Raw genomic sequence first — 16,242 nt, 5'->3', positions numbered from 1 at the left:
AGCTCTTTTATAAATCTTAGCTTATCTTTATTAATATTAGCTTTTAAAAATAATAACGGGGCCTTATAATTAGCAACTAGCACTATTTCGTATAAATTATTTTCTGACACAGACTCGTCAATGAGGTTTCTTATATTATTTAAAGAAAGGTTTAATATTTCATCATTATCATTATCAATATGAAAAACGACTTTAATCTTCTCAATCATTCAAATCACCTGAATTTAATGAGTAAAAATATTTTCTATTACCAATAATTTCTTCTATTCTTCTTCAACTAGTTTGTAGCTTATCATGGGATATGGTATTATTTCCTTTATGCTATAAACACCAGTTAAAAGCATAACAACCCTATCTATACCAATACCTACTCCTCCAGTAGGAGGCATACCATAACTTAAAGCTCTGACAAAGTCAAAATCATAAGGATGTGCCTCTTCATCCCCCCTCCTCATCATTTCCATTTCTTTTTTAAACAACTCATCTTGCAAAACAGGATCATTCAACTCTGAATAAGCATTAGCTAATTCCATACCAGCTGCATAAAGTTCAAACCTTTCTACTAGGCCAGATTTACTTCTGTGTGGTTTGCATAAAGGAGTAGTTTCAATTGGATAATCAAGGATAAATGTTGGGTCCACTATATTATCAGCAACGAGCTTATCAAATAGTTTTTCTATCATAAAACCTCTTATATATAGATTACCTCTTGGTTTTTGGTTAATTTCATCTAACATTCTTTTTAATTCATCATCACTAACCGTTTCTATATTTTTTCCAATAGCATTCGATAACGCATCATACATTGTTATCTTATTAAATGGTTTCTCCAAGTCTATTTCATGTTCTTTTCCATTCATAACTTTCCTAATCTTGGGTTCTTTTAAAACTTTTTTAGCAACTTCTTTTATTAAATTTTCTGTCAAATTCATTATATCTTTATAATCTGCATAAGCCCAATAGAGTTCTAATAACGTATATTCTGGGTTATGAGTAACATCGATATCTTCATTTCTAAAGACCTTTCCTATTTCAAATACTTTATTAAATCCCCCCACTATATACCTTTTTAAATATAGCTCTAGTGAAATTCTTAAATACCAATCTTCATTTAATGCATTAACATGAGTTTTAAACGGTTTTGCTAGAGCTCCCCCATATACAGGCTGTAAAATAGGAGTTTCTACCTCCATAAAACCTTGATTATACAGATATGTTCTTATTTGCTGAATTACATTAAACCTAGTTATCATAAGATCTCTTGAATTTGAATTATATAAAAAATCAACGTATCTATGAGCGTATCTGAATTCAGGTGATAATCTTGACCAATCAGGAGGTTCAATTAGCGCCTTGGATAACAAAGCATAATCATTAATTCTTAAAGTTAGTTCTCCTTTCATAGTATAAAATAATTCCCCCTTAACTCCTATTATATCTCCTCTCCCAACCATATGAATAAATTCATTATATCTATCTTCTCCCAATTCATTAACTCTAGCATACAATTGCAGCCTTTCTCCTTCATCAAATATATCTATGAATGCAGCCTTACCATGCCTCCTAATGTTACCTATTCTGCCTACTGTCGATATATCATGCATAAAGGGCTCATGACTTTTTTTATTAAGTTTATCTGCTTCATTTTTAATCTGCTTAATAGTGTGGGAGAAATTAAATTTTGGGGGATATGGATTTATACCTTTAGATCTTAATTCCTCTAGAATCTTTAATCTTTCTTCATCCCATTTCATAAGTTTACACCTATATTTTCGTAAGTATTTAATTTTATAAACTTTAGTTTTAAATTTATAATGGATCAAACAAAATAGGTGGGAAATTGAAGATTTTATTGATAAGCGATATCCATGGAAATATAGAATCTTTAAAAGAAATAATAAATAATGAAAACTTTGATCATGTTTATTTTATTGGAGATGCAGTTGATTATGGTCCTAGGCCAGCTGAAGTTATTGATAAGCTAAAAGAGATAGGAGCAGATTCGGTATTAGGCAACCATGATAATGCGGTATTATATAATATTGATTGTATGTGTGGAGAGGATACTCATTGGATAAGCGTTTATTTTAGAGAAAATTTTACCAAAAAGCTTTTAAGCAAAAAACATATAGATGTTTTACAAAATTTTAAAACTAATATAAGCACAGAAATAGAAGGATTTGGAAAAACGTTAATAACTCATGGATCTCCATCTAGTCCACTTTATGGTTATCTTTATCCTTGGTTAGAAGATGAAAAAATAATAAGCATGCTAAAAAGAACACTGAGGCTTAATGAAACAAAAAGTACCAAATTAGAATACAACCTATACATAGTAGGACATACTCATTTTCAGTTCATGAAAAAAATTAATAATAGTCTATTAATAAATCCTGGTAGCGCAGGAGAGCCTAGAGACGGAGACAATAGAGCTGCATACGCATTAATTAATACTGAAAATGGTAGCGTTGAACTAAAAAGAATTAAATATGATATAAATAAGGTTATTAAAGACTTAGAGGATTTAATGATTCCAGAGCCTTATATGTCACATTTGAAATATATGTTTGTTAATGGTAAGATCTTAAAAAGAAACGGCTAAAAATTTTTAACCACTGCTTAGTGATAAAAATATAGGATGCAAATGAAGGCTGTTTATTTTAATTCTCATGGAAATCCAGAAGTGTTAAAATATGGAGATGTAGAAGAACCTAAACTAAATAAAGGGGATGCAATAATAGAAATTAAATATTCATCAATAAATAGGTTAGATTTGCTCATAAGAAGGGGATATCCAGGCATTAATATACCATTGCCCCATATACCAGGAGTAGATATCTACGGAAAAGTTATAGATATTGATGATAATAATGAAATAAATCCTGGAGATTATGTTGTTGCAAACACAGTATATGGTTGCGGTAATTGCGATTTTTGTTTGTCAGGTAAAGAAAATATGTGCTATACGTGGAAAATGATTGGATTTCATATAAATGGATCCCATGCTGAATTTGTTAAAGTTCCGTCTAAAACATTGTTAAAAGTAAAAGGTGATGGAGAAAAACTTGGGGTTTCGCCTCTTTCACTATCAGTAGCATGGAATGCAATGGTTACTGTTGGAAAAGTTAAAAGAGATGATTTTGTTTTAATTTATGGAGGTTCTGGTGGTGTTGGCACCTTTGCAATTCAAGTTGCTAAATTATTCAAGGCTAAATCTATTGTAACTACAAGAAGCGATGAGAAAGCTAAGATTTTAAGGTCAATAGGTGCAGATTATGTAATAAATAGCAGCGATGAAGATATATTAAATAAAATTATGGAAATAACAGACAGAAAAGGTGTCGATATTATTATAGATTATATTGTGAATCCTACCATGCAAGTCTCATTAGATGCGGCAAAAATTAATGGAAAAATTATTGTATTTGGATTCTTAGGAGGAAATATGTTTCCTATAAACTGGCAAAAATTTTACCTAAAAAACTTAAGAATATATGGTATACATAATGCATCTAAACTAGAATTAAAAAATGCTATAAAATATGTGGAAAATAATGAAATTGAGCCATATATATCCAAAACTCTTAGGCTTGAAGAAGTAATAGATGGGCATAGAATAATGGAAAATAATGAAATTATAGGAAAATTATTAGTAAAAATAGATTAGATAATGTATAAATATTGTTTTATAGAAATTTTTGTCAATTTTATATTTAATTTTATTCTACAAAATTTAAAACCAGATTAATTATTTAAAATATTTCAAAAATAATAACTAAATTTTACTTATATTAATGATTCTTCATTTTTTCCTGAATATAATTCGATAAATTCTTATTTTCTTCTATCTTTGGATCATAAGGTATGTATATAAAATCTTTATTAAAAATTGGCTTATTTAGTGTTATAATAAATCCTTTCTTTTTAGGTTTAATCTCTTTTACATCCGAATAATAAATTATATTTTTATTGTATTGTGGTTTCTTGTAAATTTCAAAATAATCATTATAAAAATTTATATATTCATTAATGCTTATTGACCTTGCTATGACTGGAACTAACAATAAGAATAAGGCTAAGATATATGCCAATACAACCGAAAATGATGATATAAAAACTACAGAAGCAAATAATGCTATAAAGATTAACAATGATATTTTTACATACGATGAGCTGATCCTTAATGATATTAATGGTTTATCCATAGCTGCACCAGACTTGTATGCATTAATTGTTTTATTCATAGCATAAGAAAGATAAGATAAGTAAATTACGCCATATATTACATAATTAGAATCAAAGTTACCTATTAGTTTTCCATTATCAAATTTTATTTTCCCAATAATCATGCCATTACTATCAATAAAATTTATTTCTTTACCGTTAATTAAATCTAGTGAGGCTTTCTCGTTATTAATATTAGGCTTTACTAAATTACTTTTATATATTATGTTAAATCCTTTGCCTTTCCCTACCTCAATACCATCTTGTAATATTTTATAACCATTGAAACTAAACTTTATAATAAAATTATATGGAAATTTGCCTTCAACTTTTACCTCTTTTTTACTTAGTCTAATATTACAACATACATTTTCATCAATCTTAATTCTTGTGTCATCAAGCTCTATTTTCAAATATATCCCTGTATATTCATAATTTTTAAAATTAATATATAATTGGTAATAAGATTATATAATAATGGCGATCTTACATGAGAGAGTTACGTTATAATCCACTAACAGGTCAATGGATAATGGTTTCTTCTATTAGGAAGGAAAGAAGGTGGAGGCCCCAAAATTTTTGCCCATTTTGTCCAGGTAGCGAAGAAACTGGATTTGGATGGGATACGTTAGTATTGCCAAATAAATATGCTGTTCTTAGTTTTGACTCTGAAAACGTAAAAAGTGAAGGGTTTTACAGAAAAGCAAGATCTTTAGGAGAATGTGGGGTAATAATAGAAACTCCTATTCATGATGTTAAAGATTTGGACAAGTTACCTTTAGAGCAATTAGTCAAAGTTATTAAACAGTGGGTAAATGTAACCGATAAATACATAAATGATAAGAGAATAGTATATTTAATGATATTTAGAAATAAAGGTGAAGAAATAGGTGTTAGTTTAACTCATCCTCATGGACAATACTATGCTATGCCATTTATTCCATTAAAAATAAGAAACATGATAAATAATGCAAGAAATTATTTTATAAGATACAACGAATGTATTTTCTGTAGAATAATTAAAGAAGAAATAAAAAGTAAAGAAAGAGTAATATATGAAAATCAAAACTTTATAGTCTTCCTTCCATATTATTCGAATTGGCCTTTCGAACTACACATATATCCAAAGGCCCATTTACAATATATAACACAATTTAACGAAGATCAAATTTTGGACTTTGCAGATGCATTAAAGCTTAGCCTTAATTCTTTAAATAATTTATTCGATAGAGAAATGCCTTATTCATTTGCTCTAATACAAGCTCCATTAAAGGGTAAATTTTCCAATATATTCCATATTCACCTTGAAATTTATCCTATATTAAGAGATAAAGATAAAATAAAATATGCTGCAGGGATAGAAATGAGCACATGGGATTTTACTTATGATGGCATTCCCGAAGAAAATGCTAAGAAGCTAAAAGATATTTGCAAAGGAATTAATAATACTTATAGGGGTAAATGCATAGAATGAGGTGGTAAGATGCCAAAAGTATTTTCTCCGGGAAGGATAAACATAATAGGTGAACACACCGATTATTCGTATGGTTACGTAATGCCTATGGCTATTAATTTGGGAAATTATTTAGAATATACAACTTATGATAAAATTAGTGTGTTTTCAGAGGCGTACAATGAAAAAATAGAACTCGATTTTAGCATGATAAATAAAAAGCAAAACAAATGGATTGATTATATTTTAGGTGTTTATAATGCTTTATTTGAATTAAATTTAAGGCCTGGAGGTATTAAAGGTAAAATTTATGGAAATTTGCCGATAAGTTCGGGTCTTAGCTCTAGCGCAAGCTTAGAACTTGCTATTCTGGTTGCACTTAACTATTCCTACAATTTAAATTTAAACAAATTGCAGTTAGCATTAATAGGTAAGAAAGCAGAAAATGATTTTGTTGGTGTCCCTTCAGGAATCTTAGATCAGTTTGCTGTTGCTTTTGGAAAAAAAAGCTTTGCGGCATTTTTAGATACGGAGACTCTTTCTTATGAATACATACCTTTTCCAAAAGATGCCTCATTTATAGTATATAATACAGGTGTAAAAAGAGAGCTAGCAAAAACAGGATATTCTGAAAGAAAGAAGGTAGTTGAAGACAGCTTGAGAATACTTAATAGGAATTCTTCAAAAGAAATTACTGAAGAGGATTTAGAAAAATTAAATCCATTGTATAGAAAAAGAATGGGATATATAATTAGAGAAAATAACAGGGTTATTTATGCAAAAAATGCATTAAAGGAAAACAACCTAGAATTATTAGGGAAACTTCTAATAGAGTCTCATAATGATATAGCTAAAAACTATGAAGTAAGCAGTAAAGAGCTTGACTTTATTGTTGAAACATCAATTAGATATGGTGCTTTAGGAGCACGTTTGACAGGAGCAGGATTTGGAGGATCTGCAATAATACTTGTATATAAGGATAAAGCAGAATCGATTGCAGAAGCTATACATAAAGAATATACAAAAGCATTTGAGTATAAATCCTTTTATAATATAGTTGAAAGCAGTGACGGTGCAGATATTATTGAAAAATAGTTTTTTAATATTTAATAAGTTATAAAAACTATATTAATTTTTTTAATATTTAATAAGTTATTTTAATTATAAATAAATTAAAAATTTATTAAAGTCTTTAAACCTGAATTGATATAAAAAAATTGACTTAAAAGAGGGTAGCTATTATGGCAAAAGTTGTACTAAAAGATCTGACAAAAGTGTTTAAAAAAGGAAAAAATCTAATATACGCATCAAACAAAATAAACTTAGAGGTAAGCGATGGAAGATCGTTTGGCATACTAGGTCCTAGCGGCGGAGGAAAAACTACTCTTTTGAGACTTATCGCAGGTTTAGAATTACCTACTGATGGATATATCTATTTTGATGAAAAAATGGTTTCTGCACCCAATAGAATTATTGTAGATCCTGCTGATAGAGGAATTGCAATGGTATTCCAAAACTGGGCTTTATATCCAAACATGACCATATATGATAATATAGCATTTCCACTTAGAAACATGAAGGTTCCAAAAGCAGAAATAGATAAGAAAGTTAAAGAAGTTGCAGAAATATTAAACATACAACATATACTTGATCACTATCCTAGAGAAGTCTCTGGAGGGCAAATGCAAAGAACTGCCTTAGCTAGAGCTTTAGTTAAAAATCCTAAAATTCTACTCTTAGATGAACCCTTTAGTAATCTAGATGCACAGATTAGGGATAGCGCCAGAGCCTTAGTTAGAAAAATTCAAAGAGAACTAAAGCTTACAACAATTATTGTATCCCATGATCCCGCAGACATATTCGCAATTACAGAAGAAGCTGGCGTTATTGTTAATGGTATACTTGTACAAAAAGGAAATGCATCTGAAATTTATGATAACCCTATAAATGAAACTGTTTCTAAGTTATTGGGAGATATTAATATTGTTAAAGCAGAAATAAAGGATAGCCACATTAAATTAGGTAATATTATGATACCTATTAATAGAAAATTAGATAAAGGAGTAATTGACATTGGTATTAGACCTGAAGATATAAAAATATCAGAAACCAATGATATTCCTGGTTTTGTTAATGTAGGTAAAGTAAAAATAAAGGTCTCAAGTTACGTTGCTGGCACATTTAAAGTTGTTGTAAGCCCTATAGACGACGAATCCATAGAACTTAATGTAAATACCGAAAAACATAGAGAAGCTGGCACTGATATAAATCTTTTTATTAAACCTGAAAAAATAAAAATATTTGATGAAAAAGGTAATAAAATATAATTCTTATATTTTAAAGAATTTGTCTTTACCTTCTTTCATTCTTATTATAGCGCTCATAGGTATTGCATAGTAACCTGTTTTCGCTATCATTTCATATACTATTTCATAAGTTGCTCTTTCAAATAGCCAAAAAGGTAAAGATATTCCTAATTGGTCTATATTTTCTCTTATTGGCTCCGACACAGCATTTATGTATTCCCTTAAGATCTCCTTAGAAGAATTATACTCCCAATCGAGAATTTCATTACTCAATAAATCTAAAGAATCCTTTACACTAGATCCATATATTAGCTGCAGAGCCATTATTGCAGTATAATCAATACTTCTTATGAGAGCTGCCAAATCCCTTTCAGGCATCTCTTTCTCTAATTTATTACCTGGAAATTTATAAGGTTCTCCTTCAAAGTCAGTAAAATAAACATTCTTATCTGAAACTAGTATTTGATACAAGTGCAGATCTCCATGAATTCTCATTAAATGTTTTCCAATCAAGTTTCTTAAATCAGGCCTTATAATATTTAATAATTCATCAATAGAATCTAAAGCCTCTATGGCTAAATTTTTATCTTCTTGATATTGCAAATTATCCAAATTGTTCTTTATCCATTTTTCCCTATATAAAATTCTATTTATCCAATTCTCAAGAATTTTATCGCTTATAACTTCGTTGTAACAAAAATCTTCTTTACATTCTTTCAAAACGTTGTGTAAATAAGCTAGATTAATACCAATAACATTTCCAATAGATTCGTAGTTTCCCAATTTCTTGATGTATCTAACTGCAGAATTTATATAATATGTTGCTGCAGGTTCTCCATCAATAATTTCTGTAATTAATCCATAATAATAGTCTTTAAATTTTATGGAACAATAATATTTAGGTACATTTTTATATCCAGAATTTGTCAGATATCTTATAATTTTATCCTCTATATTATCGTTTTCTAACCTTTTCATTACCTTTAAAAGATATTTCTTATTATACTCATTAAAAATTTCATATATTACTGATCTATTCCCATAAGTAATAGGTTTAATATTAACTATTTTCCCTATATTAATTTTGCAATCAGAATTAAATTCATTTATTTTATTATAAATAATACTATTAATAAACTCAATATTTTCTTCCGCCAAAATCAAGCTCTCTTTTTTGCTTAATAAAGGCGTGAATAATATTTCATTGCATCCTTCTTCTTTGACATAAATTAAGTCTCCATTGCTGATACAATCGCTATCAAAGGATTTACAATTAAGTCTCCATTGCTGATTATATATGTATTTAATTATTTCTGAAGAGCAATTCACTAATAACTGCACCACAATTTATAATAAAAAATAGTTATTATAAAGTTTATTTAAATGTTGTTAAAGTTTCGTTTAATAAGGTTAACATTTTGTTCCCATAATTTTGTGTGGATGCCAATAAAATTAGATAATTTTTATAAACAGCTATAATTGAATTTCCATATGTTATGTAACTAATGTTACCAATACTGTTAATAGGGGAACCATATAAACTAGCTATAGATTGAATATCTTGATTTAACAAAGGTTCGCCATTAATATTTGCTTCTATTACTTCTACTACTAACATGTTACTTGAATTAGATTTTTGGTAATATTCTGTTACACTCTCTAATACTGTATAATTATAGAAGCTATTACTATATATATTAGGATAATCAGATGCAGGATTTTCAACTACTGTACCGTTTACAAAACTAATTTTTATAGTGTTATTATTATGGTTAATAGAAATATAACCTGATATATTACCAAATACAACCCATGTACCACCAAATATATTATTTATTTTATCTGTAGTAACATATCCAGGATATAATGAAGGGCTTAATGTAATTGTTTTTTGCTTTCCCATAACACCGTAATAATATACGCCTAATGAAACAGCTATTGCTATTACTACAATTGCAACAATTACTGAGATTTTCATATCCAAATTTTACACCAAAGATAGTTGGTCATACTGAGATTAAAAATTAATATATAAAATAAACAACTAAATTTATATAGGTTATTCCCTTATTTTACAACTCAATATAATACATAATGAAAATATTATGATTATTTATTAAACATTTTTATTTTCGAAATTTAATAAATGTAAGTATTAAGGAACTCTGCTTGGCTCCATAGCTGTGGTGTAACAGAAAAAGGAGAACCATAAAAAGGATTAATCTGCTCCGGAATTAGCAGATGTAGAATATCTTTACCCATTTAATGAGTTTTGTTGCTTAATCCAAATAGTTTAATTTGATATCTTTAGCGACCCTTCCGCTTGTCCCTACACTTTCATTTCAATCATTTTTATTCATTATCAAGTGTAAAGGCTTAGCCTTTACCCACCTACCGCTTGGTAAGTAAGTCATGAAATTCCTTTAAGCACAACTGCACGGAGTTCACATTTTTGTATAACTCTCACACTTTTAAGCACAGCCTACATCAGCTGAGATGCCACAATAGTTACAGCAAATATAGATTTCTATTAATATGAAAAAGGATTCAACCAGCCTCTGTTGACAGGAAACCTTATCTCTACATTCTATATTCTAAAGGTATACATAATAAGTTTCTTGAAATAAACAGAAAATCTTTGTTACAAAGCAGATTGTTTATTCTTAAGGCTGAGATTTTATTCATATTTACAAAGAGCTTCGCAATTATAAGCTGGGAATGATCTTATATTGCCTTCGGTATAAGCATATACATTATGTGGATGTATACTTTCCAAGCTTATTGCCTCAGCCTTTATTATTGTACTTTCAGGTAAAGATTCAGACAAGCATCTTAGTCCCCTTATAGCATCTCTTACTACATCTTCTACAAACTTGGGATTTTTATGAGCACTAATAACAAGATTAGCTTCTTGCATTCTTTTAAGCAATGTAAATGATGGGGCTGAAAATGCATTAGATAAACACCTAGCAATGTCTTCTATTCTAACTATATGATTTTCCTCAGTTTCTATAGTCCCATACAAAAGAACCCTTTGACTATGGCTTGGAGATAAATTATCAGTATTTATTATATTAGATATAGTTGTTTGCGCACTGGGGCAAACTGTCATGCCGTAAACTCCAACTGTTGTAGACCATCTTTTCTTTTCTGAATTTCCATCAATGCTTATTAAAACTTCTACTGGTTCTAATTCTTTTAGCCCGTTAAATTGAATTTCAACGCCATACTTGGTTCTGGCTTCAACTCTTGCGGTCTTAGCATATGTATGCAACTTTAGTAAAGATTTATGAACCTTTTCTAAATAATATTCAATGCTATTTGCCTTCATTGGAAATTCTATATCTTCAGGCAATGCCTCAACATTTCTTGATAAGTGAGCTCCTTTTTTATTTTCAGGGATTTCTACATAGGCATTTATTTCTAAATCTAAAGGAACAATACCTAATGGCGAGTCAATTAAAACTCTTCTCCATAACCCCCTAAAGCCCACCCTATTTATTGGTATTGTATAGTCTGGCTTTGTATCCTGAATTTCCAATCTACCCACCCAAATCTAGCTCTCCATATACTATAGGGTATTCTAAACTAAACTTCTCTAGTATATAAGGGTTAACTTCACCAAAAAAACCGACAGGTTTATTATTAATTATCAAATCTGCAGATCTTCCTTTAATTAAAAATTTGTTTGATGAACTTAAAACCTTAAATTCCAAGTTCAGCAATTTAAGCAATGAATATACAACAGATTGAATATCTTCATATGAAAGGCTTTCATCCATTATGGCTATAGAAATTCTTTCCTTATCTAAAGGTTTTCCTGAAACTTTTTCAACAATTTTTCCTATTTCAAAAAGTTTCACTGGTTTACTTGACATAACATTGCTTTTCATAGCCATTATCATAGAAACAAAAAGATTTGGCCTTAATGAATCAAAATCATTTGTTACTGGATTTAAAACTTCTATGTAATTTTGCTCTCCTAAATCTTTTAAAATTCTAGAACTAACTAAGGTCAAAGATTGTATTTCTGTAAAGCCTAAGCCAATCATTATATCTCTTATTTTTCTTTTAAGCATGGTCATATCTGTTAAAGAACCTCTTAGCATGACTTTAGGTTTATTCGGTTTTATAATATTATACCCTATAGACATGGCTATGTCTTCTATTAAATCTATATCACTTATAATATCAGCTCTGAATGGGGGTATTATCACCTTTATTTCATTATTATCTAAAGAAACATTGTACCTCATTCTCATTAAATGATAAGCTATTTCTTCTCCAATTAATTTCTCTCCTAAAATTTCATTAACATAATCAGGATTAATGATTTTTTCTTCTTTTTCCATAAAAGGAGTATATTTTATATTCTCCTTTTCAACAATTTCTACTTTACCTATTTTAGCATCTTTCCTCTCTGCTAAATTAGAAACAATAATATCTAATGTTTTATTAACATAGTAAGGATCCGTACCTGTGACATCAATCAATAAATCTCTTGTTTTTTCATCCAATCTAGTTGTGTTTGAATTAATAACTGGAGGTAGAGAAATAATTTCATCTCCTGATATAAATGCTGGATGTAAGTTACCCCTTAGACTTATGCTTCCATATTTAATTCCTTGATCAGTATTTTTAAGTATTTCTTGGATAGAAGTATAATTGCTAGAACCCAACGGTACCATCTTATTGTAAATGTTTACATCTTTATACTTGAGTTCGTTTGATGGAACTTTGCTTAGATCATGAATCCCTATAGCTACCTTTCTTCTTTTTCTCCCTATTCCTTCATGCAATTTTTCCTGAAACTGTATAAGTTCTACCAGGAAATCGTTATCTAGGTTAACATTATATATTACTGCAGCTGAAATTATGGGCCTACTAAAAGGACTTTCATTTACTAACTTAAATTTAGTATTTTCATAATCGTATTCTTTGAATCCAATTTCATTACCTATTATACCTTTTACGGCTCTTGCTATTCCTTCTCCAATAAACATATCCGGTCTATCAGGGTTTATTTCTACTTCTAGTTGATTTTCATTGTTTATAGAGGTCTCGCATTTTAAAGAAAACAAAGCCTCTTCCAAAGCATTAATACCCAAACCCGTTAGGTTCATTATTCTTTCTGGATTAAATTTCAAAACAGGCATGTATTTCACCTTAACTTAAAAGATCTCAAAAAATCATAATTTGTCTCATATAAATGCCTTATATCACTAAGGCCAAGTCTTGCCATAATTAGCCTTTCTACGCCCATTCCCCATGCTCCAACTCTGTAATCAATGCCTGCCATTTCCAAAACTTCAGGTCTGAAAAGACCCGCTCCAAACAGTTCAATCCATTTGTCATTAATTTTTGCATAACCTTCAACGCTTGGTTCCGTAAATGGAAAATAACCAGGCTTAAACTTAATTTCGATACCAAGCCTTTCTCCAAATTCCTTCAAAATACCCAAAAGATCTTTAAAAGTATAGTTATAATCTCCCATTATTCCATCTAGCTGATGGAATTCGGGTAGATGAGAAGCATCAATAACATCACTCCTGTAAACTTTACCTATAGTGAAGTACCTTATGGGAGGTGAGAATTTGTTTAACAATAACCTTGCCGAAACAGAAGTAGTTTGGCTCCTTAAAACATATCTTGCCGAAATTTCTTGACTAAATTTATATTTCCACCCCCTTTCATGTACCTTTGAAACTCTATCAACTAAATCTCTCATTTCACTTATATCGCTATTTCTTGGATCTTTAATCCAAAGTGTGTCATGTATTTCTCTTGCAGGATGATCTTGAGGCTGAAATAGCATATCAAAATTAAAAAGTTCTATCTCAACCAATGGACCATCAACTTCTTTAAATCCAAGTTCTTTCATTACATCCTTTAATTCTTCAATAAATTCTATAAAATAATGTTTTCTAGCTGGATAAACGGTTGGGGGTTCTGAAGTAATATCATATTCTCTTAGTTTCAAATTTTTCCATATTCCCTTCGCTAATAATTCATGAGTTAACTTAGATGCCAACACCTCAACTTTATTTATTACGCCTTCTTCAACAATAACGATCGTTTCTTTTACATAGTCTTCTTTTATTAAACCCCTTGATAACATATCTTTTTCAGTATCCGCATCGAAATTCATATTTTGAAGCATGCTTTTAATTTTATTTACTAAATTTTTCGCATCATTATAATTGACTGTTAATATTACTTTACCATCTTTTAAATCTATGATTTTTAATTTTTTAGCCTGACCTATGGCTACATTAGCATCTTCCTTTAATAATTCCTTAATCACTATAATATCTATTGATCCCTTATCCTTTAATATATCAATTAATTTTTCTTCTGGTAACCCTTCTTCAAGCACTTTTTTACCTTTGTCAGTTAATTTTATAATTCTTATTCTATTCTCATTAATTTTTATTAAATTCTTTGATTCTAATAACTTTAAAATACTGGCTAATTTACTTTTTTCAACACCAATTAATTTTTCTCCTTCTTCTAGTTTGAACTGTTTTATTCCTTTATCAGTTAATAATTTTAAAATGTAATATTCGCTCTCGCTAACAGCTATCCTTTCTTCCCCCAACTTTTTAACCCCTTAATACAAATATATCTTTAAAATTAACCTATTAAATTGTTTTTCTTGTATAAAACCTATATGAAGATTAATCATTTAGATTTTCTCTTATAACTCTATATGCATTTTTCCATAAAACCCTTTCAGCATTATCACCTAAAGCCTCCTTTATCTTATTTATTTCAGATATCTTCCCGAACCCTTTAATAGTTTCTTCCATACCTAGGAAATCTGTCCCTATACCTATATAATCCCATCCATAAGAATCTCCTAATTCATTAATTACTTTTAGATACCCATCAATTGTTGGTTCAGGTAATACTTTATGCCATGCCATTATACCTATAACACCTTTGTTTTTTATTACTGCTTCAATTTCTTCATCATCTACATTTCTGGGATGATCCTTTAACTTTTTATATGATGTATGAGATATTATAATTGGCTTCTTAGAAATTTGGGATACATCTAATACAGTTTGTTTAGAGGCATGGGCTAAATCAATAATTATTCCAAGCTCATTAGCAAGCCTTACTAATTCTTCTCCTTCCCCAGTTAATCCATAATCTTTTTTAGACATACAAGACGATGCAAACTTTGTATCATAATTCCATGTTAAACCAATAGCTTTGAAATTTAGCTCTTTTAACAAATAAATATCTGATGGGTCAGTTAGAACATCTGTTCCTTCTAGGCTTATTAAAAATTTTATTCCTTGTTTGTCGAGATCTTCTTTTTTTCTAACTAAATTAACCATTTTTTTATTGTCAAGTATATGATAAATCTTGACCTGATTTATAAGAGACTGAAAATACATGTTTGAATAACCAGATAAATTTTCTTCCGCGGGAAAAACTACAGAAAAAATAGTTACATCACCTATACCTTTTAATTGGCTTAAATCTGATTGATAATTCCCATTAATAAGATCCTTTCCCATAGAAGTCGAATATCCAAAATCCTCATGCATGTCTATTAATCTCATAACTATCCCATTATAAGTTTATAACAGAGACTATTAAATATTGAAATTTATTATTAAGACCCTTCTCATCTTAAATAAAACCTTTTTTCTTTAAACTTAACTAAAAAACTTTATCTCAATAATATGAGGAATTTATAACTGAAAGCCTCGCCATTTATGGCGGGGATAAGAGAATAGCTTTTTAAGATTAAAAACATATTAAAAATTGAGACAGTTGCTAATGGGGTATGCGTCACTAAAACGTGAGGTACGCCTTTACCCCAACTAACATAGCCATTAGGTTTTAGTGAAGAGAAGTACTTTAAGTATAACCAAAGTGGGATTTGAAGGTGAATCATTGGTTTTTCCTTAAAGAAAATACTGCACCATAACCCTCTACCTTTCCCTTTTAAAGCTCTTCTAACTCATGAAGTAGCAGTAAGTACTCTTTACCAAAATAAGCTTTCCCATAAACCCATTTTCACCAAGGGTCTTTAACCTTAATTAACACGTGGTCTTCTAAAACTTGGAACTTAATCCCCCTATTGCCTTTATCGCTTTTATTCCCCCTACAAGCGATCCACTTCTTTCTAATCTCAATCTTATTACCGTTATTCTCAACCAATGCTAAGGCTTGTTTATAAGCAGTTTCGGCATAAAAGGAGTAAGGAATGATCTTGTATAACTCCTTAACAGCATCGTTTAG

At 29.5% G+C, this 16,242-nt stretch carries 13 protein-coding genes and 2 pseudogenes; 5 read left to right on the top strand and 10 right to left on the bottom strand.

From position 1 onward, the window contains the following. Positions 1-209 (bottom strand): annotated as a pseudogene (locus tag RXO53_RS05555) (hypothetical protein); the annotation flags it as partial. Positions 210-263: 54 nt separating this feature from the next. Next, on the bottom strand, positions 264-1,754 hold the full coding sequence (gene lysS / locus RXO53_RS05550; protein ID WP_410713259.1) for a lysine--tRNA ligase: 1,491 nt from the start codon (positions 1,752-1,754) through the stop codon (positions 264-266). A gap of 86 nt (positions 1,755-1,840) precedes the next feature. On the opposite strand from lysS, the gene RXO53_RS05545 reads away from it, so the two are divergent. Together RXO53_RS05545 and RXO53_RS05540 are read left to right on the top strand one after the other, a co-directional pair. Further along, positions 1,841-2,602: a metallophosphoesterase family protein gene (locus RXO53_RS05545; RefSeq protein ID WP_410713258.1), complete on the top strand. Its 762-nt coding sequence runs from the start codon at positions 1,841-1,843 to the stop codon at positions 2,600-2,602. A 36-nt stretch (positions 2,603-2,638) separates the two neighbouring features. Continuing rightward, the gene (locus tag RXO53_RS05540) at positions 2,639-3,667 is read left to right on the top strand and encodes a zinc-binding dehydrogenase (protein WP_410713257.1); all 1,029 of its coding nucleotides are present in this window, start codon (positions 2,639-2,641) and stop codon (positions 3,665-3,667) included. A gap of 124 nt (positions 3,668-3,791) precedes the next feature. Here the strand turns inward: RXO53_RS05540 and RXO53_RS05535 are convergent, their stop codons facing one another. Next, positions 3,792-4,637 carry a hypothetical protein gene (locus tag RXO53_RS05535; RefSeq protein WP_410713256.1) on the bottom strand — a complete coding sequence of 282 codons (846 nt, stop codon included), beginning with the start codon at positions 4,635-4,637 and terminating at the stop codon, positions 3,792-3,794. 77 nt (positions 4,638-4,714) lie between these two features. On the opposite strand from RXO53_RS05535, the gene galT reads away from it, so the two are divergent. The 3 genes from galT to glcV all read left to right on the top strand — a co-directional run bounded on the left by galT (position 4,715) and on the right by glcV (position 8,004). Then, complete coding sequence (gene galT / locus RXO53_RS05530) at positions 4,715-5,698, top strand: galactose-1-phosphate uridylyltransferase (protein WP_410713255.1); 984 nt, start codon at positions 4,715-4,717, stop codon at positions 5,696-5,698. Between the two features lie 9 nt (positions 5,699-5,707). After that, complete coding sequence (locus RXO53_RS05525) at positions 5,708-6,772, top strand: galactokinase (RefSeq protein ID WP_410713254.1); 1,065 nt, start codon at positions 5,708-5,710, stop codon at positions 6,770-6,772. 146 nt (positions 6,773-6,918) lie between these two features. Further along, positions 6,919-8,004, top strand: a complete 1,086-nt coding sequence (gene glcV / locus RXO53_RS05520; protein ID WP_410713253.1) for a glucose ABC transporter ATP-binding protein GlcV — start codon at positions 6,919-6,921, stop codon at positions 8,002-8,004. Positions 8,005-8,007: 3 nt separating this feature from the next. On the opposite strand, the gene RXO53_RS05515 is transcribed toward glcV, so the two are convergent. The 7 genes and pseudogenes from RXO53_RS05515 to RXO53_RS05485 all read right to left on the bottom strand — a co-directional run. Further along, on the bottom strand, positions 8,008-9,312 hold the full coding sequence (locus RXO53_RS05515; protein ID WP_410713252.1) for a hypothetical protein: 1,305 nt from the start codon (positions 9,310-9,312) through the stop codon (positions 8,008-8,010). Positions 9,313-9,358: 46 nt separating this feature from the next. Continuing rightward, positions 9,359-9,967 (bottom strand): hypothetical protein, encoded by a 609-nt coding sequence (locus RXO53_RS05510; protein WP_410713251.1) that lies wholly within the window; start codon positions 9,965-9,967, stop codon positions 9,359-9,361. 693 nt (positions 9,968-10,660) lie between these two features. Next, complete coding sequence (locus tag RXO53_RS05505; protein WP_410713250.1) at positions 10,661-11,524, bottom strand: GTP cyclohydrolase I FolE2; 864 nt, start codon at positions 11,522-11,524, stop codon at positions 10,661-10,663. Between the two features lies 1 nt (position 11,525). Then, positions 11,526-13,139, bottom strand: coding sequence for a phenylalanine--tRNA ligase subunit beta (gene pheT, locus RXO53_RS05500; RefSeq protein ID WP_410713249.1), 1,614 nt, complete (start codon positions 13,137-13,139; stop codon positions 11,526-11,528). Positions 13,140-13,144: 5 nt separating this feature from the next. After that, complete coding sequence (locus tag RXO53_RS05495; RefSeq protein WP_410713248.1) at positions 13,145-14,581, bottom strand: phenylalanine--tRNA ligase subunit alpha; 1,437 nt, start codon at positions 14,579-14,581, stop codon at positions 13,145-13,147. A gap of 79 nt (positions 14,582-14,660) precedes the next feature. Then, positions 14,661-15,557 carry a dipeptidase gene (locus RXO53_RS05490; RefSeq protein WP_410713247.1) on the bottom strand — a complete coding sequence of 299 codons (897 nt, stop codon included), beginning with the start codon at positions 15,555-15,557 and terminating at the stop codon, positions 14,661-14,663. Positions 15,558-15,826: 269 nt separating this feature from the next. Further along, positions 15,827-16,242, bottom strand: a pseudogene (locus RXO53_RS05485) (hypothetical protein); the annotation flags it as partial.

It is taken from the genome of Caldisphaera sp. (assembly GCF_046536515.1).
GTDB lineage: Archaea > Thermoproteota > Thermoprotei_A > Sulfolobales > Acidilobaceae > Caldisphaera.
This window is presented reverse-complemented; position numbering and strand designations above follow the sequence as displayed.

Coding starts and splice junctions, on each gene's coding strand:
- RXO53_RS05525 (WP_410713254.1), top strand. CDS start 5,708: ATGCCAAAAGTATTTTCTCCGGGAAGGATAAACATAATAGGTGAACAC.
- glcV (WP_410713253.1), top strand. CDS start 6,919: ATGGCAAAAGTTGTACTAAAAGATCTGACAAAAGTGTTTAAAAAAGGA.
- RXO53_RS05490 (WP_410713247.1), bottom strand. CDS start 15,557: ATGAGATTAATAGACATGCATGAGGATTTTGGATATTCGACTTCTATG.
- RXO53_RS05540 (WP_410713257.1), top strand. CDS start 2,639: ATGCAAATGAAGGCTGTTTATTTTAATTCTCATGGAAATCCAGAAGTG.
- lysS (WP_410713259.1), bottom strand. CDS start 1,754: ATGAAATGGGATGAAGAAAGATTAAAGATTCTAGAGGAATTAAGATCT.
- galT (WP_410713255.1), top strand. CDS start 4,715: ATGAGAGAGTTACGTTATAATCCACTAACAGGTCAATGGATAATGGTT.
- pheT (WP_410713249.1), bottom strand. CDS start 13,139: ATGCCTGTTTTGAAATTTAATCCAGAAAGAATAATGAACCTAACGGGT.